Source organism: Cypionkella sp., from assembly GCF_034376685.1.
Taxonomy (GTDB): domain Bacteria; phylum Pseudomonadota; class Alphaproteobacteria; order Rhodobacterales; family Rhodobacteraceae; genus Cypionkella.
In genome coordinates this window covers 131,716-152,723 of sequence record NZ_JAXMJJ010000094.1, presented here as the reverse complement: position 1 = coordinate 152,723, position 21,008 = coordinate 131,716, and the positions used below count along the sequence as shown (strand labels likewise).

Annotated in this window: 24 protein-coding genes; 15 read left to right on the top strand and 9 right to left on the bottom strand. The window is 60.8% G+C overall.

The window, feature by feature from the left end:
• Positions 1-200 precede the first annotated feature (200 nt).
• The 13 genes from U1A24_RS18465 (at position 201) to cysE (ending at position 10,182) form a co-directional block, all read left to right on the top strand.
• A complete protein-coding gene (locus tag U1A24_RS18465; RefSeq protein ID WP_322323448.1) occupies positions 201-800 on the top strand; it encodes a head-tail connector protein in 600 nt (199 codons plus the stop codon).
• Entirely contained in the window at positions 797-1,135 is a 339-nt protein-coding gene (locus tag U1A24_RS18460; RefSeq protein ID WP_322323447.1) for a head-tail adaptor protein, read from the top strand. Before U1A24_RS18465 ends, U1A24_RS18460 begins: the two co-directional genes overlap by 4 nt.
• Positions 1,132-1,530, top strand: coding sequence for a DUF3168 domain-containing protein (locus U1A24_RS18455; RefSeq protein WP_322323446.1), 399 nt, complete (start codon positions 1,132-1,134; stop codon positions 1,528-1,530). Before U1A24_RS18460 ends, U1A24_RS18455 begins: the two co-directional genes overlap by 4 nt.
• Positions 1,531-1,566: 36 nt before the next feature.
• On the top strand, positions 1,567-1,980 hold the full coding sequence (locus tag U1A24_RS18450; protein WP_322323445.1) for a phage major tail protein, TP901-1 family: 414 nt from the start codon (positions 1,567-1,569) through the stop codon (positions 1,978-1,980).
• Positions 1,980-2,300, top strand: coding sequence for a gene transfer agent family protein (locus tag U1A24_RS18445; RefSeq protein WP_322323444.1), 321 nt, complete (start codon positions 1,980-1,982; stop codon positions 2,298-2,300). The genes U1A24_RS18450 and U1A24_RS18445 overlap by 1 nt, the downstream gene beginning before the upstream one ends.
• Positions 2,297-2,518, top strand: coding sequence for a rcc01693 family protein (locus U1A24_RS18440; protein ID WP_322323443.1), 222 nt, complete (start codon positions 2,297-2,299; stop codon positions 2,516-2,518). The genes U1A24_RS18445 and U1A24_RS18440 overlap by 4 nt, the downstream gene beginning before the upstream one ends.
• The gene (locus U1A24_RS18435; RefSeq protein ID WP_322323442.1) at positions 2,493-3,146 is read left to right on the top strand and encodes a phage tail tape measure protein; all 654 of its coding nucleotides are present in this window, start codon (positions 2,493-2,495) and stop codon (positions 3,144-3,146) included. Before U1A24_RS18440 ends, U1A24_RS18435 begins: the two co-directional genes overlap by 26 nt.
• A gap of 8 nt (positions 3,147-3,154) precedes the next feature.
• Positions 3,155-3,787 (top strand): DUF2460 domain-containing protein, encoded by a 633-nt coding sequence (locus U1A24_RS18430; RefSeq protein ID WP_322323441.1) that lies wholly within the window; start codon positions 3,155-3,157, stop codon positions 3,785-3,787.
• Complete coding sequence (locus U1A24_RS18425) at positions 3,784-4,671, top strand: DUF2163 domain-containing protein (protein ID WP_322323440.1); 888 nt, start codon at positions 3,784-3,786, stop codon at positions 4,669-4,671. Before U1A24_RS18430 ends, U1A24_RS18425 begins: the two co-directional genes overlap by 4 nt.
• Positions 4,668-5,105, top strand: a complete 438-nt coding sequence (locus U1A24_RS18420) for a peptidase (RefSeq protein WP_322323439.1) — start codon at positions 4,668-4,670, stop codon at positions 5,103-5,105. Before U1A24_RS18425 ends, U1A24_RS18420 begins: the two co-directional genes overlap by 4 nt.
• A 2-nt stretch (positions 5,106-5,107) precedes the next feature.
• On the top strand, positions 5,108-9,004 hold the full coding sequence (locus U1A24_RS18415; RefSeq protein ID WP_322323438.1) for a baseplate multidomain protein megatron: 3,897 nt from the start codon (positions 5,108-5,110) through the stop codon (positions 9,002-9,004).
• A gap of 2 nt (positions 9,005-9,006) precedes the next feature.
• Positions 9,007-9,303, top strand: a complete 297-nt coding sequence (locus U1A24_RS18410; RefSeq protein WP_322323437.1) for a hypothetical protein — start codon at positions 9,007-9,009, stop codon at positions 9,301-9,303.
• A 69-nt stretch (positions 9,304-9,372) separates the two neighbouring features.
• Entirely contained in the window at positions 9,373-10,182 is an 810-nt protein-coding gene (gene cysE, locus U1A24_RS18405) for a serine O-acetyltransferase (protein ID WP_322323436.1), read from the top strand.
• Positions 10,183-10,247: 65 nt separating this feature from the next.
• On the opposite strand, the gene U1A24_RS18400 is transcribed toward cysE, so the two are convergent.
• The 8 genes from U1A24_RS18400 to U1A24_RS18365 form a co-directional block, all read right to left on the bottom strand.
• The gene (locus U1A24_RS18400; RefSeq protein ID WP_322323435.1) at positions 10,248-11,546 is read right to left on the bottom strand and encodes a pyruvate dehydrogenase complex dihydrolipoamide acetyltransferase; all 1,299 of its coding nucleotides are present in this window, start codon (positions 11,544-11,546) and stop codon (positions 10,248-10,250) included.
• Between the two features lie 10 nt (positions 11,547-11,556).
• Entirely contained in the window at positions 11,557-12,924 is a 1,368-nt protein-coding gene (locus U1A24_RS18395) for a pyruvate dehydrogenase complex E1 component subunit beta (protein ID WP_322323434.1), read from the bottom strand.
• A gap of 11 nt (positions 12,925-12,935) precedes the next feature.
• Positions 12,936-13,925 (bottom strand): pyruvate dehydrogenase (acetyl-transferring) E1 component subunit alpha, encoded by a 990-nt coding sequence (gene pdhA / locus U1A24_RS18390; RefSeq protein WP_322323433.1) that lies wholly within the window; start codon positions 13,923-13,925, stop codon positions 12,936-12,938.
• A 249-nt stretch (positions 13,926-14,174) separates the two neighbouring features.
• Positions 14,175-14,477 carry an FtsB family cell division protein gene (locus U1A24_RS18385; RefSeq protein WP_322323454.1) on the bottom strand — a complete coding sequence of 101 codons (303 nt, stop codon included), beginning with the start codon at positions 14,475-14,477 and terminating at the stop codon, positions 14,175-14,177.
• A gap of 142 nt (positions 14,478-14,619) precedes the next feature.
• On the bottom strand, positions 14,620-15,189 hold the full coding sequence (locus tag U1A24_RS18380) for a hypothetical protein (protein WP_322323432.1): 570 nt from the start codon (positions 15,187-15,189) through the stop codon (positions 14,620-14,622).
• Entirely contained in the window at positions 15,189-16,118 is a 930-nt protein-coding gene (locus U1A24_RS18375) for a class I fructose-bisphosphate aldolase (protein ID WP_322323431.1), read from the bottom strand. The genes U1A24_RS18380 and U1A24_RS18375 overlap by 1 nt, the downstream gene beginning before the upstream one ends.
• 81 nt (positions 16,119-16,199) lie before the next feature.
• On the bottom strand, positions 16,200-16,982 hold the full coding sequence (locus U1A24_RS18370; RefSeq protein ID WP_322323430.1) for an SDR family oxidoreductase: 783 nt from the start codon (positions 16,980-16,982) through the stop codon (positions 16,200-16,202).
• 303 nt (positions 16,983-17,285) lie between these two features.
• Entirely contained in the window at positions 17,286-18,473 is a 1,188-nt protein-coding gene (locus tag U1A24_RS18365; protein ID WP_322323429.1) for a phosphoglycerate kinase, read from the bottom strand.
• A gap of 123 nt (positions 18,474-18,596) precedes the next feature.
• Here U1A24_RS18365 and U1A24_RS18360 point away from each other — a divergent pair, with 123 nt between their 5' ends.
• Entirely contained in the window at positions 18,597-19,106 is a 510-nt protein-coding gene (locus U1A24_RS18360; protein WP_322323428.1) for a peptidylprolyl isomerase, read from the top strand.
• Complete coding sequence (locus tag U1A24_RS18355) at positions 19,096-19,647, top strand: peptidylprolyl isomerase (protein ID WP_322323427.1); 552 nt, start codon at positions 19,096-19,098, stop codon at positions 19,645-19,647. The genes U1A24_RS18360 and U1A24_RS18355 overlap by 11 nt, the downstream gene beginning before the upstream one ends.
• Positions 19,648-19,742: 95 nt before the next feature.
• Here the strand turns inward: U1A24_RS18355 and tyrS are convergent, their stop codons facing one another.
• Positions 19,743-20,993 (bottom strand): tyrosine--tRNA ligase, encoded by a 1,251-nt coding sequence (gene tyrS / locus U1A24_RS18350; protein ID WP_322323426.1) that lies wholly within the window; start codon positions 20,991-20,993, stop codon positions 19,743-19,745.
• Positions 20,994-21,008 lie beyond the last annotated feature (15 nt).

Sequence of the window (21,008 nt, the reverse complement as noted above, 5' to 3'; positions counted from 1 at the left end):
TGTCACCGACTTTGCAGCGATCAAACTGCTGAAAATCGCGGTCTCCTGATCCTGCGATGACTGCCCGGTCCTTTCGAGGGCCGGGTATTGGACGCGCGCCGCAAGGCCGCGCCGTCTAGCTGCTCCCCTCCGTTCGAGCGGTGCGGGGTGCGCGTCCTTAGCCGTTCGGGGCGTGGTTTGGGCAAGGAAGGGATTTGACGATGATGTTGACGGAAATCACCAGCGTGGCCGCAGGCGCTTTGCCGGTGCAGGCGCTGAAGGATCATCTGCGGTTGGGGTCTGGGTTCAGTGACGACGGGATGCAGGACGGGCTGATCGAGGGCTATCTGCGCGCGGCGATGGCGGTGATCGAAGGGCGGATCGGCAAGGTGCTGTTGGCCCGGCGGTTCAAGCTGAGCTTGCAGGATTGGCGGCAGAACGGCGAGCAGGCATTGCCGGTGGCTCCGGTGACGGCGCTGGTGTCGGTGACGCTGGTGGATGTGAATGCGGTCGAGTCCGTGGTCCAGGCGGATCGCTATCGGCTGATGCAGGACACGCATCGCCCGAAGCTGATCGCGGCAGGGATTTTGTTGCCTGTGGTGCCGACGGACGGCCGGGCAGAGGTGGTGTTTGACGCGGGCTTTGGGGTGGCTTGGGCCTCGGTTCCGGCGGATCTGGCGCAAGCGGTGCTGCTGCTGGCGTCGGAGTTTTACGAGAACCGGCATGATCTGGGCCAGCGCGTGGCGGGTCTGCCGCTGGCGGTGCAGGCGTTGATCGAACGCTGGCGCACGGTGCGCGTGCTGGGCGGAGGTGCGGCATGAGCGGTGTGCGGTTGACGCGCAAGCTGGTGCTGGAAGCGCCGCAGAATGTGGCCGATGGCGCGGGCGGGTTTACGGCGGCCTGGGTGGTTTTGGGCACGCTTTGGGGCGAGGTTTTGCCGGGATCTGGCCGAGAACTGGCGGGGATTGAGGTGGTGTTGGCTGCGGTGCCTTACAAAATCATCGTGCGGGGGGCTCCGGTTGGGGCGGCGCGGCGACCGAAACCGGAGCAACGGCTGCGCGATGGCAGCCGCGTGTTCACCCTTCTGGCGGTGACCGAGCATGATCAGGACGCGCGCTATCTGACCTGCTTTGCACGCGAGGAGGTTCCGGCATGAGTTATCAGGCAGCGGCAGCGCTTCAGGCGGCTGTATACGACCGGCTTTCGGGATTTCCGGCACTGGCGGGGGTCAGCATTGTTGATGCGGTGCCACCGGGGGCAGCGCTTGGCACCTTTGTGCTGATCGGGCCAGAGCAGGTGGTTGATCAATCGGACAAGTCTGGCGGCGGGGCGGAGCATCGCTTTGAGGTCGCGGTGATCAGTGATGCGGCCGGGTTTCTGGCGGCCAAGGATGTGGCGGGTGCGGTGTCGGCGGCGCTGGTCGATGCGGCTTTGGTGCTGACCACGGGCCGTTTGGTCTCGATCAGCTTTCTGCGGGCCACAGCGCGGCGGTTGGATGAGGGCGCATCGCGGCGGATTGATATGACCTTTCGGGCGCGGATCGAGCTTTGAAATAATGGCCCTGCGGGGCAGCTTTAGGAGATGGCTATGGCAGTGCAGAACGGCAAAGACTTGCTGATCAAGGTCGATATGGTGGGCGATGGCAGCTTTGTGACGGTGGCGGGGCTGCGGGCGACGCGGATCAGTTTCAACGCCGAAACCGTCGATGTGACGTCGCTGGAAAGCGCGGGAGGTTGGCGTGAATTGCTGGCGGGGGCTGGGGTGAAGACGGCCTCTATTTCCGGCTCGGGGGTGTTTCGCGATGACAGCACCGATGCGCGGGCGCGGCAAATTTTCTTCGATGCCGAGATGCCGCTGTTTCAGGTGGTGATCCCCAGCTTTGGTGTGGTGGAAGGGGCGTTCCAGATCACCGCGATCGAGTATGCCGGCAGCCATAACGGTGAGGCGACGTATGAGATGACCCTTGCCTCGGCAGGCGCTTTGATCTTCACGGCTCTCTGATGGCGAATGCTTATGCCGGGGAAGTGGCGATCTGGCTGGATGGCGTTGCCCATGTTGCCAAGCTGACGCTGGGGGCTTTGGCTGAGCTGGAGGCCGCAACGGAAGCCGGATCACTGGTTGAGATGGTCGAGCGCTTCGAATCCGGCAAGGTCTCGACCCGCGATGTGCTGGCGTTGATCGTGGCAGGGCTGCGCGGTGGCGGCTGGCAAGGCTCGGCGGAACACCTGCGCACGGTCGAGATCGGGGGTGGCCCGATCGAAGCGGCGCGGGCGGCGGCGGAGTTGCTGGCGCGCGCCTTCGCGCTGCCGGGCGAAGGATGACCCGGATCGACTGGCCGGGCCTGATGCGGGCCGGAATGGGAGAGTTGCGTCTGACACCACAGGTGTTCTGGGGGCTCTCGCCCATCGAACTGAGGATCATGCTGGGGGCCGAGGCAATGACGCCCCCTCTGACGCGGGCGCGGCTGGAAGAGCTGGCGGCAGCGTATCCGGATTTGCGAAATGGGGTGAGCGATGGCGACGGTGCAGGACTTGGCTGATCAGATTGCGGCGCTTGAAAGCACGCTTGGCGGCACAACGGGCATGGTTGGTGCCTTTGAAGGCGAGCTTTCGCGGATGCGCGACAGTTTGGTGTTCACCGGGCGTGAGGTGAATGTGCTGTCCAATGGCATTGGCGGCGGCTTGCGCAGGGCCTTTGACGGGTTGGTGTTTGACGGCGCCAAGCTGTCGGATGCGCTGAATATGATCGCGAAGTCGATGATCAACACCGTCTATGGCATTGCCATGAAGCCCGTGCAGAACGCGTTGGGCGGTGCGATTGCCTCGGGGTTGAGCGGTCTGATGGGTGGTTTGATGCCGTTCGAAAAGGGCGGCAGCTTCAGCCAAGGCCGGGTGATGCCGTTTGCAAAAGGCGGCGTGGTTGCGTCAGCGACTTCTTTTGCGATGCGGGACGGGCGCGGCCTGATGGGCGAGGCGGGACCGGAAGCCATCATGCCTTTGGCGCGCGGGGCCGATGGTCGGCTGGGGGTGCAGGCTTCGGGTGGTGGGCGCGGCGTGACGGTGGTGATGAATATCACGACGCCGGACGTGCAAGGCTTTCAACGCAGTCAAAGCCAGATTGCAGCCCAGGCGCAGCGGATGTTGTCACGCGGCCAGAGAAATCGGTGAGGGAAAACATGGCGTTTCATGAAATCAGGTTTCCGGCAAGTGTCAGCTTCGGTTCCCAAGGGGGGCCAGAGCGTTTGACCGAGATCGTCACCCTCGCCAATGGCTTTGAAGAGCGCAACACGCCGTGGGAGCATTCTCGCCGCCGCTATGATGCGGGGTTTGGTCTACGCAGCCTTGAGGATGTCGATGCGCTGCTGGCGTTTTTTGAGGCACGGCGGGCGCGGTTGCATGCGTTTCGCTGGAAAGATTGGTCGGATTACAAATCCTGCGGGGCCAATCAAGGCATTGCTGCGACGGACCAGTTGATCGGCACAGGCGACGGTTTGACGCTGCTGTTTCAGTTGAAAAAAACCTATCTTTCCGGCACTGCAAGCTATGTCCGCCCGATTGCCAAGCCGGTGGCGGGCACGGTGATCGTGGCGATTGCCAATGATCCGAAAGTGGAAGGCGTCGAGTTCAGTGTTGATGCGGCCAATGGCATCGTCAGTTTTGCCAACCCGCCCGATATTGGCGCCTTGATCACGGCGGGGTATGAATTCGATGTCCCGGTGCGCTTTGATGCGGATGTGATCAAGACCTCGGTGGCCTCGTTCCGTGCGGGCGATGTGCCCAACGTGCCGATTGTCGAGGTGCGGGTATGAGCGCGCGGCAGGACTTGCTGGATCATCTGGGGCAGGGCGTGACAACGGTATGTCGCGCTTGGCTGGTTTCGCGCAAGGACGGAGTGCAATTTGGCTTCACCGACCATGACCGCGATCTGAGTTTTGAGGGCCATGTTTTCAAAGCCAGTTCGGGAATGACGGCGCGGACTTTGCAGCAGACCACGGGTATGGCCGTGGACAACTCGGAAACCGTTGGGGCGTTATCGGATGCGGCGGTAGAAGAGGTCGATCTGATCGCGGGCCGCTTTGACGGTGCTGAAGTGCGGGCCTGGTTGGTGAATTGGGCCGACGCAACCCAGCGCATCGAACAGTTCCGTGGCAATCTGGGCGAGATCAGCCGCGCGGGCGGTGCGTTCAAAGCCGAATTGCGCGGTCTGACCGACAAGCTGAACCAAGCGCAGGGCCGGATTTTTCAGCGCAACTGCACGGCTGTGCTGGGGGATGCGCGCTGCACGGTCGATCTCGCTGCGGCGGGAAATTTTGCGGACACCAGCATTTCTGGCTTTGATGATCTGCATCGCTGCATCTTCGACGGCCTGACGGGTTTTTCGGATCGCTGGTTTGAGCGAGGGCGGTTTGTGGTGACCTCGGGGGATGCCGCGGGCCTAGTCGGGGTGATCAAGTTTGATCGTCTGCAGAACGGGCAGCGCGTGGTTGATCTTTGGCATGAGCTGAGCGCGCAGATCGCAATTGGCGATCAGGTGCGGCTTGAGGTGGGCTGCGATCGCACCTCAAGCACTTGCCGTGCGAAATTTGCCAACTTCGCCAATTTTCGTGGGTTCCCGCATATTCCGGGCGACGATTGGCTGGCGTCTTACCCGGTCAGTTCGCGGGCCAACGACGGCGGGAGCCTTGGGCGATGATCCCCGCGCAGATCGTCGGGGTGGCGCAGAGTTGGATCGGCACCCCCTATCTGCATCAGGCCAGCGTCAGGGGTGCGGGGGCGGATTGTCTGGGTTTGATCCGCGGCGTCTGGCGTGAGGCGATCTGCGCAGAACCCGAGAGCATCCCTGCCTATTCGCAGGATTGGTCGGAACCCTCAGGCCACGAAGATCTGTGGGCCGCCGCACGCCGATGGCTGAACGAGAAAGACCCTGCCGACGAAGCGCCGGGTGATGTTTTGCTGTTTCGGATGCGATCAGGGGCTGTGGCTAAGCATCTTGGCATCGCGGCCCGGATCGGTGCAGCGGCAAGCTTTATCCATGCCTATACCGGCCACGGCGTTGTGGAAACAGCGCTGAGCGATCCGTGGCGGCGCAAGATCGCCGCGCGATTTGAATTCCCTGCAGGAGCCTGAACATGGCCACGATCCTCTTATCCGCTGTTGGTGCCTCACTCGGGGCTGGTTTTGGTGGCACGGTTCTGGGCCTGTCGGGCGTGGTGATAGGGCGTGCCATTGGCGCCACACTGGGGCGGGTGATCGACCAGAAACTGTTGGGTGCGGGTTCGGAGGCCGTCGAAGTTGGTCGGGTTGATCGCTTCCGTGTGATGGGGGCCAGTGAAGGCGGGGCAATTCCACGGATTTGGGGCAGGGTGCGGGTTCCGGGCCAGGTGATCTGGGCCAGCCGATTTCAGGAAAACGTCGCGCATTCTGGCGGCGGCAAGGGCACGCCCAAGCCTTCCAGCAAAAGCTACAGCTATTCGGTCAGTCTGGCGATTGCGCTGTGCGAGGGCGAAATCACCCGAGTTGGCCGGATCTGGGCCGATGGCAATGAGATCGAGCCCGAAAGCCTGAACTTGCGGCTCTACAAAGGTGATGAGGCGCAACTGCCTGATCCGAAGATCGAAGCGGTTGAAGGCAGCGGCAATGCCCCCAGCTATCGTGGCATTGCCTATGTCGTGATCGAGAACCTCGATCTGGCGCGGTTTGGCAACCGTGTCCCACAATTCTCGTTCGAGGTTGTACGGTCAGCGCAGGGGGCAGCCGCAAAGGCCTTTCCCGGACTGTCAAAGATCATTCCCGGCGTGTGCCTGATCCCCGGCACCGGCGAATATGCGTTGGCCACCACGCCGGTGCACTATTCTCACGGTCGGGGTAGCAACCGCTCTGCCAACGTCAATTCGGCGACCGGCAAGACCGATTTTTCCTCTTCGCTGGAACAGCTGTCCGAAGAACTTCCCAACGCGAGCGGCGTGTCTTTGGTGGTCTCGTGGTTTGGCAATGATCTGCGCTGTGCCTCCTGCCTTGTTCAGCCCAAAGTCGAACAGAAACAGCATGACGGCCAGCCGATGCCTTGGCACGTCTCTGGTCTGACACGCTCTGCGGCGCAAGAGTTACCGAAACTGGCGGGTGCCACGGTCTATGGCGGCACGCCTGCCGATCAATCGGTGGTCGAGGCGATCAAGGCTCTGAATGCGGCGGGCAGGTCGATTACGTTCTATCCGTTCATCCTGATGGATCAGCTACCGCTCAACAGCCTGCCTGATCCGTGGAGCGATGCCGCCTCGCAGCCCGTCTTGCCTTGGCGCGGGCGGATCACACTGAACAATGCGCCGGGGCAGCTTGGCAGCGCCGACCGCACCGCCGCCGCCAGCGCCGAGGTCGCGGCGTTCTTTGGCACAGTTGCACCGTCGCATTTCACCATCGCTGGCGAGGCGGTGAACTATTCCGGCCCGAGCGAGTGGAGCTATCGCCGCTTCATCCTGCACTACGCGCATCTCTGCAAAGCCGCCGGCGGCGTCGCCGCCTTCTGTGTCGGGACCGAGTTGCGCAGCCTTACCCAAATTCGCGCCGCCGCTGACAGTTTTCCCACCGTCACCGCGTTGCGCCAACTGGCTGCCGAGGTGAAAGCCATCCTCGGCCCCGACGCAAAAATCACCTACGCCGCCGATTGGTCCGAGTATTTCGGCTACCACAGCGCGGATAATGTGTATTTTCACCTCGACCCACTTTGGTCAGACTCCGCCATCGATTTCATCGGCATCGACAACTACATGCCGCTTTCCGATTGGCGCGATGGTGAGGCGCATCAGGACGCGCCTTGGGGCGATATCCACAATCCGGCCTATCTGCGTAGCAATGTCGCGGGCGGTGAGGGCTATGATTGGTATTATGCCTCGCCCATCGATGAGGCCGCCCAAATCCGCACCCCGATCACCGACGGCGCTTATGATGAGCCTTGGGTCTACCGCTACAAGGATCTGCGCGGTTGGTGGTCCAGCTCGCATCACGAACGCATCTCGGGCACGCGGGTAGAAACTCCGACGGCTTGGGTTGCGGGCTCCAAACCGATCCGATTCACCGAATACGGCTGCGCGGCGGTGGACAAGGGCACCAACCAGCCGAATGTCTTTCTTGACCCGAAATCCTCGGAATCTGCGTTGCCGAAACACTCAAACGGCTTGCGGGATGATCTTCTGCAACTGTCTTACTATCAGGCGATGCATGGCTACTGGACCGATCCGCAAACTAACCCCGACGCCTTCCTCTACGCGGGTCGGATGGTCGACTTCGACAATTCTCTGGCCTGGGCCTGGGACGCACGGCCGTTCCCGACGTTCCCCGGCAATGCCGCCCTGTGGTCGGATGCCACAAACTATGACAAGGGGCATTGGTTGAATGGCCGCGCGTCCAACGAGCCTCTGGCCGCTGTGATCGCTGACATTTGTGAGCAGACGGGCATGCAGAGTGTTGATCTGAAAGACGCCCGTGGCATCGTGCGTGGCTACAGCATTTCGGATGTGGCTTCGGCCCGCGCCGCCCTGCAACCGTTGCTGCTGGCGTTTCCCACCGATGTGGTTGAACGGGAAGGCAGTTTGCGCTTTCAGTCCCGCACCGCCCTGAACGCGCATACCATTGCCACCGATGCCTTCGCGGTTTCCAGCGAAATTGACGGCAGCATCGAGCGCAGCCGCAGCGCAGACATCGAAACCCCAGAGCATATTCGCCTGACCTTCAACGAGGCTGAAACCGATTTCGCCATCTCTACGGTTTCCGCGACTTTTCCGGATCGCGCTGGCGATGTGGTGCAACAATCCGAATTGCCGCTGACATTAACCGCCGCAGAAGCCACCGCGATTGCCGAACGCTGGATGGCTGAAACACGGGTTTCACGCGATAGCGCACGCTTTGCTTTGCCGAAATCGCAGCTTGCGCTCGGTGTCGGCGACACAATCAATATCGCAGGCGAGCTTTATCGCATTGATCGCGCCGAACTGTCCGAGTTGCAAACCATTGATGCGGTTCGCGTCGATCCGAATGTCTACCAGCCCGCCGAAACCAGTGTGCCCACGCGCGGTTGGGTGCCTTTTCTCGCCACGGTTCCGGTCTATCCGCTGTTTCTGGACCTGCCGCTGCTGAAAGGCACCGAGATCGAATATGCGCCGCATGTCTGCGTTGCAGCCGCGCCGTGGCCCGGCGATGTGGCGGTGTGGAGCTCGATTTCAGATGACAGCTATAGCCTCAACACCACCTTGACCCAATCTGCGATCATCGGGGTGACGGAAACTGCGCTGAATGCGGCCAAGACAGGGCTGTGGGATCGAGGCCCCAGCTTGCGCGTCCGCATTGAACACGGTGCGCTGTCCTCGGTCAGCAATCTCTCTGTGCTCTCGGGGGCCAATGTGGCAGCCATAGGGGATGGCAGTCCGGAAAACTGGGAGGTTTTCCAGTTTGCCAATGCCGTGCTTGTCGCGCCCAATACCTATGACATCTCGCTGCGCCTGCGCGGACAGGCTGGCAGCGATGGTATGATGCCACCGACTTGGCACGAGGGCAGCACTTTCGTGCTGCTCAACGAAGCGGTGCAGCAGATCAGCCTGCCATTGTCTGCCCGTGGCCTGCCGCGGTTCTATCGCTTTGGTCCTGCTGACAGGGGCTACGAGAACAACGCGAGCGTTTTGCGAACCGAAAGCTTTAACGGCACGGGGTTGCGGCCCTATCCGGTCTCGCATCTGCAAGCGGTTCGGCAAACCAGCGGCACCCTTGATCTGCAATGGTTGCGACGCACCCGCATCGACGGCGATAGCTGGCAGTCGCTGGAGGTGCCCTTGGGGGAAGATACCGAGCTATACACGCTCAGAATAAGCCAAGGCGCGACGCTCTTGCGGGAAGCCACCACCACCGCACCGGGCTTCAGCTACACCTCCACGATGCAAACAGCCGATGGGGCCAGCGGAACTGTCACGATTGCTGTCGCCCAAGTCTCGCAACGCTATGGCAACGGACCGTTCGTCACCACGCAAACCACGCTCTGAGCATGCGGCGCTGCCTTCCCGGTGATCTTATCGAGGCTGCGGCATTGCTTGCAGGCTCGCCACCCGTGAAGCAATTCGCCTTGATTAACCGATTGCTGGATCAGGCCGATGCAGCACACCGCTACGCCAAACGCTTTGGCAGGGCCCATCCGCTCTGGGGCAACGGCAGCCTGATGGCACGCGCCCGCGCCGAAGCCGGGCCTCGCCAACTCGGCCTGCAGTCCGCGCATTTCCTATCCGCGCTTGCCCTCGTCGCCAGCCAGCTTGCCGTCCGCAAGCATCGCGCCCAGACGAAATAGCAAAATCCCCCTTGGCACTTTTGCAAACGAACGCCATATGCTAATCTCTCTGCCAGCAGGAGATACATCATGGCCGAAACCAGCGCTAAGATCAGCCCTCTGGATCCCGTTTGGCGCCGCGTGCGCGAAGAGGCTTTCGATATGGTCCGGGCCGAGCCGCTGCTTGGTGGCCTGATCCACTCCAGCCTGCTCCACCATCCCAGCCTGGAACGCGCGCTTGCCTACCGCTTTTCGCTGAAGCTGGCGTCCGGTGAGATGTCCGAGCAAATCCTGCGCGAAATCGCCGATGAGGCCTATGCCTCCGACCCCGAACTCGGCCAATCCGCCCGCGCCGATGTGACGGCGGTGTTTGATCGTGACCCGGCCTGCCTGCGTTTCATCCAGCCGATCCTGTTCTTCAAGGGCTATCAGGCGATCCAGGCCTATCGCATCGGCCATTGGCTTTGGCAGAATGGCCGCAAGGACATGGCCTATTTCGTGCAGATGCGCGTCTCGGAAGTCTTTGGCGTTGATATTCATCCCGCCGCCCGTGTCGGCAAGGGCATCATGATCGACCACGCCCATTCCATCGTGATCGGCGAAACCGCCGTGGTTGGCGATAACGTCTCAATGCTGCATTCCGTCACCTTGGGCGGCACCGGCAAGGAAGACGGCGACCGTCATCCGAAGATCGGCGACGGCGTGATGATCGGGGCAGGGGCTAAAGTGCTGGGCAATATCCACGTCGGTCACTGCTCGCGCATCGCCGCCGGTTCGGTCGTTCTGCACGACGTGCCGCATAACACCACTGTCGCAGGCGTGCCCGCTCGGGTGATCGGCGAAGCAGGTTGCTCACAGCCCTCGGTCACAATGGATCAGCTGATCAACGACGAAATCTAAGCCGTTCAGTCCAAACAAAAAGGCCCCCGAGATCGCTCTCGGGGGCCTTTTTTGCATTCCAGTCCTTACGCCAGCATTGCCAGCGGATTTTCCAGATTGTCCTTGATCGCGTTCACCAACAACGCGCCCAAAGCGCCGTCGATCACCCGGTGATCCACCGACAATGTCACCGACATCACCGTGCCAACCACCACTGCGCCATCCTTGATGATCGCCTTGGCCACACCCGCGCCCACTGCCAGAATTGCAGCATGCGGCGGGTTGATGATCGCATCGAAGTTATCAATGCCGAACATCCCGAGGTTCGAGATCGCAAAGCTGCCGCCCTGATATTCATGCGGGGCCAGTTTCCGATCCCGCGCGCGCTTCGCCAGATCCTTCATCTCTGCCGACAAGGCCGACAAAGACTTGGCTTCCGCATCTTTCAGCACCGGCGTAAACAGCCCGCCCTCAATCGCCACGGCCACGGCTACATCCGACTTCTTGAACTGCAACACACGATCCCCAGCCCAAACCGCATTCGCCGCTGGCACCTGCTGCAAGGCCAAAGCGCAAGCCTTGATCACGAAGTCATTTACCGACAGCTTCACACCCCGGCCTTCCAGCTTGGCATTCAGCTCGGCCCGGAACGCCATCAGCGCATCTAGCTCGATATCGCGGCGCAGATAGAAATGCGGCACGGTCTGCTTGGCCTCGGTCAGACGCGCCGCAATCGTCTTGCGCATCCCATCCAGCTTCACTTCAGTAAACGGCCGATCCGCGTAGGTTTTCAGCACGGTTTCGGTCGAAGGCCCAGCAGCCATCGCCGGGGCTGAGGCCACCTTCGCCTCGGCCACAGGTGCCGCCGCAGCGACCGGAGCAGCAACAGCCGCCTTCGCCCCTTCAACATCCGCCCGCACAATCCGGCCATGCGGACCCGAGCCTTGAACCGAAGCCAGATCGAGACCCTTCTCCGCCGCAATCCGCCGCGCCAACGGCGATGCAAACACCCGCGCGCCGGCAGCTTTCGGAGCTGCGGCAGCAGGAGCAGCTGGCGCTGCCGCCGCAGCAGCAGGTGCAGGTGCAGCAACCGCTACAGGTGCCGCCGCTTTAGCCGGGGCAGGTGCCGCATCAGCGCTTTCGCCATCCTCCAGCAGCACCGCAATCGCCGTGTTCACCTTGACCCCAGAGGTACCCTCGGCCACCAGAATCCGGCCAATCACGCCTTCATCCACTGCCTCAAACTCCATCGTCGCCTTGTCCGTCTCGATCTCGGCAAGGATCTGGCCTGATTTGACCACATCGCCTTCCTTGACCAGCCACTTGGCAAGGGTGCCTTCCTCCATCGTCGGAGAAAGTGCGGGCATCAGAATTTCAATCGCCATCATCCCCTCCTTAGCGGTAGCAAACGGATTTAACGGCAGCGACCACATCGGCGGTCGTCACCAGCGCCAGCTTTTCAAGGTTGGCCGCATAGGGCATCGGCACGTCTTTGCCGGTGCACGTCACCACTGGCGCGTCCAGATAATCAAACGCCCGCTGCATGATCGTGCTGGCCAGATGGTCGCCAATCGAGCCGACCGGGAAGCCCTCTTCCACCGTCACGCAGCGATTGGTTTTCTGCACCGAGGCCAGCACCGTATCGTAATCAATCGGGCGCAACGTGCGCAGATCAATCACCTCTGCCGAAATACCGTCTTTCGCAAGCAAATCAGCGGCTTCCAGCGCATACTTCATGCCAATGCTGAACGACACGATGGTCACATCGGTGCCTTCACGCCAGATCCGCGCCTTGCCGAACGGAATGGTGAAATCGGGAAGATCCGGCACTTCAAACGATTGCCCATAGAGGATCTCGTTCTCAAGGAAGACAACTGGGTTCGGATCGCGAATGGCCTGTTTCAGCAAGCCCTTCGCATCCGCCGCCGAATAGGGCATCACCACTTTCAGCCCCGGAATCGCCGCATACCATGCCGCGAAATCCTGAGAATGCTGCGCGCCAACCCGCGCCGCAGCACCATTGGCCCCACGGAACACAATCGGGCAGCCAAGCTGGCCGCCGGACATGTAATTGGTCTTCGCTGCCGAATTTAGAATGTGGTCAATGGCTTGCAGCGCGAAGTTAAACGTCATGAACTCGACAATCGGGTTCAGACCGCCCCAGGCAGCCCCCACCGCGATGCCGGTAAAGCCCATCTCGGTGATCGGCGTGTCGACCACGCGCTTCGGGCCAAACTCGTCCAGCAGACCTTGGGAGATCTTGTAAGCGCCCTGATACTCGCCGACTTCCTCGCCCATCAGCATCACGTTCGGATTGCCGCGCATCTCTTCGGCCATCGCTTCGCGCAATGCCTCGCGCACCGTCATCGTCTTCATCGGTGTGCCGTCCGGCCAATCCGCCGAAGCTTTTGACACCACCGCCACCGGGGCAGCAACCGCCGCCGCCGGGGCCACTGCCGCAACCGCTGCGACCGGGGCCGCAGGTGCAGCCACCGGGGCAGGCGCGGCATCCGCCGACTCGCCAGCCTCGACCAATACCATGATCGCCGTGTTCACCTTGACGCCCGAGGTGCCCTCAGCCACCAGAATCCGGCCAACAATGCCTTCATCCACCGCCTCAAACTCCATCGTCGCCTTGTCGGTTTCAATTTCAGCGATGATCTGGCCGGATTTGACCACATCGCCTTCCTTGACCATCCACTTCGCCAAAGTGCCTTCTTCCATCGTCGGAGAAAGCGCCGGCATCAATACTTCAACTGCCATGATTTCCCCCCTCAGGCGTAGATATCAGTCCAAAGCTCGCTCAGTGCGGGCTCCGGGCTTGCCTTGGCGAATTCAGCCGAGGCGTTCACAACTTCCTTGATCTCTTTGTCGATGGCTTTCAGGTCCTCGTCCGAGGACAGCCCAGCATTCAACAGCAGATCGCGCACATGTTCGATGGCATCCTTCTCGGATTTCATCTTCTCAACCTCTTCGCGGGTGCGATATTTCGCCGGGTCCGACATCGAATGGCCGCGATAGCGGTAGGTCATCATCTCAAGGATATACGGCCCTTTGCCCGCCCGGCAATGCGCCACGGCCTTGGCCCCCGCTGCCTGCACCGCCAGCACATCCATGCCGTCAACCTGCTCGCCCGGAATGCCGTAAGCCAGACCGCGCCCGAACAGGGTCTCGGATTTGGTCGAGCGCGCCTGCGACGTGCCCATCGCGTAGTGGTTGTTCTCAATGACAAAAATCACCGGCAGCGCCCAAAGCTCCGCCATGTTATAGGTCTCATAGACTTGGCCCTGGTTCGCCGCACCGTCGCCAAAATAGGTGAAGGTCACATTGTCATTGCCCTTGTACTTATCCGCGAAGGCCAAGCCCGCGCCCAAAGGCACCTGCGCGCCGACAATACCATGCCCGCCGTAGAAATGCTTTTCCCGGCTGAACATATGCATCGAGCCGCCTTTGCCGCGCGAATAGCCACCCTCGCGGCCCGTCAACTCGGCCATCACGCCATTGGCATCCATGCCGCAGGCCAGCATATGGCCGTGGTCGCGATAGCTGGTGATCCGCTTGTCGCCTTCCTTGGTGCAGGCCTCAAGGCCGACAACCACCGCTTCTTGCCCGATATAGAGGTGACAGAACCCCCCGATCAGACCCATGCCATACAGCTGACCGGCCTTTTCCTCGAATCGGCGGATCAGCAGCATCTCGCGGTAGAACTTTAGCAGTTCATCCTTCGAGACGTTTGATTTCTCTGGGGCTTTTTTCGCAGCCAAGTCGGCATCCTCCCGTCACGCTGTTAAGATAGTTTAGTGTTAAACCATCTATACCGCATCGGAGAAATAACGCAAAACAGAAAATGTAGCGGGTTTTGTGGGGCAGGGCAGCCATGCAAAACTCAACCGAGCAAACTCGCTTGAATTTGCTCTTTTGAAAATACTCCCGCCGGAGGCATGCAACGCCCCAACCAACTCAGCTTATCAGAAAATCCGAAATGTAGGGTGGGTGATTTCACGCACCATGCGCTAGCGGATCACGACCTCATCTGACCGCAGATAGCCCAGCACATCGCGCAACTGTTCATCCAGCAGGTCAATGTCGAGATAATCATCCGACAGCCGCCGGGTCAAATTCTGCGTCCGCGCCAGTTCGGCCCGCAACTGATCCCGCTCAATGCGCAGATCCGCCGCCTCGGCATTGATCTGCACCCGGCGGAACACACCGTAATCGCCCTGAATGGCGGCGAAGGCGAAATAACTGCCCAAAGTGAACGTGGCCATGAAAAACAACATGCCACCAAGAGCGGGGCGGGATTGAGTCTGGATCATCTGCATAGCCTCAGCGTCCACCCCTCTGATCGGGGGCAGTTCGTGGATCAAGACTGCCACATTACAGCCTGCAAGGAAATCCCTGATCTGAAAAAACCGCGCGACGATTGCCACGCAGCTTCAAATGCTTGCACACATCAGCTTACTCTTGCACCACCACGGCGCTGCCCATCTGCACATCGGTTTCAAAGCGCAGGTCAATGTCCTGACAGCTCTTGAACAGCCAGTCCTGCGGACAAAGCCGCGCCGTCAGCCGTCCGGTGACATGGCGCAGATAAGAGTTGTCTTGCTTTGGCCCGATGCTCTCAATCACCATCTCGGCCTGCTGACCTTGCGATGACAGCCGTGGCCCTTCAATATCATCGTCCCGCAGCACTTCGACCACAGGCGCCTCAGCCGCACCGCTGCGAAACGCTGGCCCGAAATCACCCTTTGCCCACAGCCGAAACCGCATGTCATTCGGTTGCCCCGGCGCGTAACCCATCAGCTTCAACTGAACCGCCTTGGTCTCATAATCGCTATCAACCCAAGCCGAGGCATCAAACGCCCCGATCGAGAAATCGAAAAACTCCCAAGCCGCGGGCTTGCCGCCCAGTTGCCCCGCAGCACCGCCCAGTTTCGGCGGATAGCCCGCTGGCAGGGCCTCGGTGTCTTGTGCCGCAGCGGCCCCCGCCACCCACAGCAGAACTGCAAGGGCAGGGGCCAAGCGCATCAGGCTTTGCCTTTGTAGATATCGACCAGTTTCGACAGCATCGCCAAAGCATCCTCGCGTTTGCGCTGGAAGCTGTTGCGCCCGATGATCGAGCCGTTGCCGCCACCATCGCGAATGGCACGCGCGTCATCATAGACCGCATCCGCGCCCTTGGCAGCCCCACCCGAGAACACCACAATCCGACGACCCGCAAAGCTTGCATCCATGCAATGCTTCACCCGTGCCGCTTGGGTCGCGATGTCGATCTGCTCTTTCTCATAGACCTTCTTCGCCTCAGCCAGCATCAGATGATCGGTCGACAGCTTGATCTTGATGATATGCGCGCCCAGAAGTGCCGCGATCTGTGCCGCATAGGCCGCCACGTCAATCGCGGTTTCGCCATCTTTGGAGATCGCCTCCCCACGCGGATAAGACCAGATCACCGTCGCCACGCCCTTGGCCGCAGCCTCTTTGCGCATCTCGACAATTTCTTCATACATCTCCAGCTGCATGTCCGAGCCGGGATAGATCGTAAAGCCAATCGCCGCACAGCCCAGACGCAAAGCATCATCGACCGATGCTGTCACCGCCTGATTCTTGCCTGCCGTGTCCGACATCAGGCTGTTGGCCGAGTTCACTTTCAAGATCGTCGGGATCTGGCCTGCAAAGGTATCCGCACCTGCTTCCAGCATCCCCAAAGGCGAAGCAAACGCGTTCAGCCCGGCATCAATCGCCAGTTGGTAGTGGTAATGCGGGTCATAGCCCGCCGGATTGACCGCGAAATTCCGCGCCGGTCCATGCTCAAAGCCCTGATCCACCGGCAGAATGATCATCTTGCCGGTGCCGCCAAGTTTCCCCTCCATCAGCATCCGGCACAGATTGGCCTTCACGCCGGGGGTTTCGCCTTCGTAATTGGCAAGGATCTTCTGAACAGCTTTGGTCGCGCGCATCTTATGCTCCATCCGGGAAAGGTCAGTTTGGTGGTAGAAAGGTTCAAAGCGTGGCGCAATATTGGTTGCGCTAACAACGCTTTACCAGCGTCTTTTAAGAGCAATCCCGCTGAAAAATGCCATCAGACGGCGCGGCGCAAGCCGGGGCAGGAAGGCGAGCAGCTTGTTAAGGCCGCCCACCACCTTCACCCGTCGCCCCTGCGCCGCGGCTTGCCACCCCGCCTGCGCCACGCTCTGCGCCGAAGGCAGCGGCAACCGCGTAGCCAAAGTCGCTTTCTCGGCCTGATCGCTTGCGAAAAACTGTGTCGCGGTCGGCCCCGGACATACCGCCGTCACCGTCACGCCCGAGCCGCGCAATTCCTCTGCTACGGCTTCCGACAGGCTGAGCAGATAGGCCTTGGTCGCATGATAAACCGCCATATGCGGGCCGGGCAGAAAGCCCGCCACCGAGGCGACATTCAAGATCCGACCCGCCCCTTGGGCTTTCATATGCGCCGCCGCCCGCTTCAGCAGAATCGTCGCCGCAATCACATTCACCGCGATGCTGTCGGCTTCGCGCGCCCAGCCCTCAGCATCGGTCAGATCGCCATTGCGTCCAAGCCCCGCATTATTGACCAACACACCAATCTGCCGCCCGGCACTCGCCTGATCCCACACCCGTTCCACCGCCACCGGATCGGTCAGATCAGCCGGGATCACCTCGACAGCCACATTATAAGCCCGCCGCAAGCTGGCCGCATGGGTCTGAAGCTTGTCGACCGAACGCGCGGTCAGGATGACATCAAAGCCGTCCTTGGCCGCCAAAGTGGCAAACTCCCGCCCCAGCCCCTCGGAAGCCCCGGTCACCAAAGCCCAGATCGCCATACGTCACTCCCCTGCTGCCGCCCGATCATGCAAAGCGGTCCCGTCCAACGCCAGCAAAATGCGCGCAGCACCGGCGCTTTCGCGGTATGGCGGCCCAGCGACAACCACCCCCCTCGGGTGCAGCCTCTGCCATGTTAAAAGGGCAGGCGGCCCGAACGCGCAAAGCGCAAACTGCGCTGAATATGCAAACGCGCCGGGGGCGAAGCCGCCATCCCAGCGCGTTATAGGGTTAATAGACCCTTACCGCGACCCTGTAACCCTTTGATTTATTGTAAATCAAGGCCTTGTCCACGCGTGGACACCTCACCCCAAGGCCGCAACCCCCGGCAAAGTCTTCCCCTCCATCCACTCCAGGAAAGCTCCGCCAGCGGTGGAAATAAAGGTGAAATCCTGCGCAGCCCCGGCCTGATTCAAAGCCGCCACCGTATCGCCGCCCCCGGCGACCGAAACCAATTTCCCCGCCTTGGTCAGCCTTGCCGCAGCCCGCGCCGCCGCATTCGTGGCCGCATTGAACGGCTCAATCTCAAACGCCCCCAGCGGCCCGTTCCAGATCAGGGTCTTGCAGCCCTCAAACACCTTCGTCAGCGCCGCCACCGTCTTCGGCCCCGCATCCAGGATCATCGCATCGCTCGGGCAGTCCTTGACCGGGACCGTCTCATTCGCCGCCCCTGCCTTGAACTCGCGCGCCACCACCACATCGACGGGCAAATGAATCACGCAGCCCGAAGCCTTGGCCTTCTCTATGATCTCCAGCGCCGTCGCGGCCATGTCCCGCTCGGCCAGAGACTTGCCAACCTCAACCCCTTGGGCGACCAAAAACGTGTTCGCCATCCCGCCGCCGATCACCAGATGATCGACCTTGCCGACCAGATTGCCCAGCAGTTCCAGCTTGGTCGAGACCTTCGCCCCGCCAACAACAGCCACCACCGGCCGCACCGGATCACCCAACGCCGCCTCCAGCGCCTTCAACTCCGCCTCCATCAACCGCCCCGCCGCCGAGGGCAACAGATGCGCCAGTCCCGCAGTCGAGGCATGCGCCCGGTGCGCCGCCGAGAAGGCATCATTCACGAACACGTCGCCCAAAGCCGCCATCTCGGCAGCGAGCTTCGGATCGTTCTTCTCTTCCCCGCCATGGAACCGGGTGTTTTCCAGCAACACCACATCCCCCTGTGCCGCCTGCGCAATCGCGGCCTTGGCCACATCGCCCACACAATCTGCGCCAAAGACCACCTTGCGACCCAAAGCTGCCTCAAGCGCGCCCCGGATATGCGACAGGCTCATTTCGGGCACGACCTTGCCTTTTGGGCGGTCAAAATGCGCCAGCAGAACCACCTTGGCCCCGCGGGCGATCAGATCCTCAACCGTGGGGACGATCTTTTCGATCCGCGTCGCGTCACTCACCATGCCGTTTTCCATCGGCACGTTGATATCCACCCGCGTCAGCACGGTTTTTCCCGCCAGCGCCATATCGTCGATCGTCTTCCAGGCCATTGATGCCTCCATAACTGTTTGCAACTGTTTCCGCCGATCTGACGCATTCGTCAACCTATAGCCCTTCCCCTTCTGCCCGTGGATGGTTACTTTCCGCCCCAGATCAAAATAAGGATGCGCCCCATGGCCGAGATCAAAGACCCGGAAAACACCATCATCATCACCCTGAAGGACGGCGAGGTTGTGCTGGAGATGCTGGCCGATATCGCACCGAAACATGTCGAGCGGATGAAGACCCTCGCGCGGGCCAAGGCCTATGACAACGTCTGCTTCCACCGCGTGATTGACGGCTTCATGGCGCAGACCGGCGATGTCGCCAATGGCAACATGGAAAGCGATTTCAACCTGCGCCGCGCCGGCACGGGTGGGTCCGAGCACCCGGATCTTCCGGCAGAGTTTTCTGGCATTCCGCATGACCGTGGCACGATTGGCGCGGCGCGTTCGTCCAGCCCGAACTCGGCCAACAGCCAGTTTTTCATCAACTTTTCCGACAACCACTTCCTGAACCGCCAATACACGGTTTACGGCCGGGTGATCAAAGGCATGGAACATGTTGATAAAATCGCCCGTGGCGAGCCGCCGGCAAGCCCGGATCGTATGATCACCGTGCGGGTGGCAGCTGATGTTGCGTAATGTGCTTGCCGCTTTGCTGCTGACCGCCGCCCCGGCCTTTGCCGAAGGCGACGGCCCCGGCCCGAACCTTGTGATCGAAGTGGATGGCGCGGCGAAGGGTGAGATTGTAATTGATCTCGACACCAAAGACGCACCGAAACATGTGGCCCAAATCGTCGCCTTGGCGAAGTCGGGGGCCTATGATGGCGTGGTGTTCCACCGCGTGATTGACGGTTTCATGGCGCAAACCGGTGACGTGCAATATGGCAAGACATCCGGCGAGACCTCGATGGCAGGCATGGGTGGGTCGGATATGCCGGACATCCCGGCTGAATTCTCGGACGTGCCGTTTGCGCGCGGCGTCGTTGGCATGGCGCGATCGAACGACCCCGATTCTGCCAACAGCCAGTTCTTCATCATGTTCGCTCCGGGCGATTTCCTGAACGGCCAATACACTGTGGTCGGCAAGGTGATCAAAGGCATGGACGTGGTCGATGCGATCCAACGCGGCGAGCCGCCTTCTGCGCCGGATGTGATGACGAAAGTCACCGTGCAGGAATAAGAACATTCGTTCACATAGAGCGAACGTTTATTCATAAACAAAAGGGGGCCGCAATGGCCCCCTTTTTCATTTCATCTACGCTGAAAACCGCTGATCTAGTCCAGAACCACCAAGGCATGACGTTTCTTGCCCGCAGTCAGTTTAAGCGGTTCTGCCAGCATGCCAGCCCCGACGCGCAGGCCCGCGTCCGTCACCAGTTCGTCATTCATGCGCGCGCCACCCTCTTGGATCAGGCGTTTGGCATCCTTGCCAGTGGCCGCGAGCCCGGCGCGCACGAACAGTTGCACGATACCCAAGCCCTCGGACACTTCCGCAGGGGACACCTTCAGTGTCGGCAGATCATCGCCCACGCCGCCCTTTTCGAACACTTCGCGTGCTGTGGCTTCCGCCGTAGCCGCTGCTTCGGCGCCATGCAACAGGGTGGTGGCGTGGTTGGCCAGAATGATCTTGCCCAGATTGATCTCTGACCCCGACAAAGCCCCAAGCCGATCACATTCCTCCACCGGAAGTTCGGTGAAGATTTTCAGGAACTTGCCAACATCGGCATCGGTGGTGTTGCGCCAGAATTGCCAGAACTCATAGGATGACAGCATATCGCCATTCAGCCACACCGCTCCGCTTGCCGATTTGCCCATCTTGCGACCGTCCGAAGTGGTCAACAGCGGCGTCGTCAGCCCCCAGATTTCATGGTCCACCACGCGGCGCGTCAGGTCCACGCCGTTGATGATATTGCCCCATTGATCCGATCCGCCCATCTGCAACAGACAGCCATAGCGGCGATGGATTTCAAGAAAATCATAGGCTTGCAGGATCATGTAGTTGAATTCAAGGAACGACAGGCTTTGCTCGCGGTCCAGCCGCGACTTGACGCTTTCAAACGACAGCATCCGGTTGACCGAAAAATGCCGCCCGATATCGCGCAGGAAATCGAGGTAGTTCAGATGATCCAGCCATTCGGCATTGTTCAGCATCACGGCCTCGGTTGCACCGTCGCCGTAGGTCAGGTATTTCGCGAACACCTTCTTCAAGCCTGCGATATTCTCGTCGATCTTTTCCGGCGTCAGCAGCGGGCGTTCTTCGGCACGGAACGACGGATCGCCCACCTTGGTTGTGCCGCCACCCATCAGCGTGATCGGCTTGTGCCCGGTCTTTTGCAACCAGCGCAGCACCATGATGTTCATCAGATGGCCGACATGCAAGCTTGCTGCCGTGGCATCATAGCCGATATAGGCAGGCACCACGCCTTTAACCAATGCCTCGTCAAGCGCCTGATAATCCGTGCAATCGGCAACGAAGCCGCGCTCGAACATCACACGCATGAAATCAGATTTCGGATGGTAGGTCATGGCACACTCATGCTT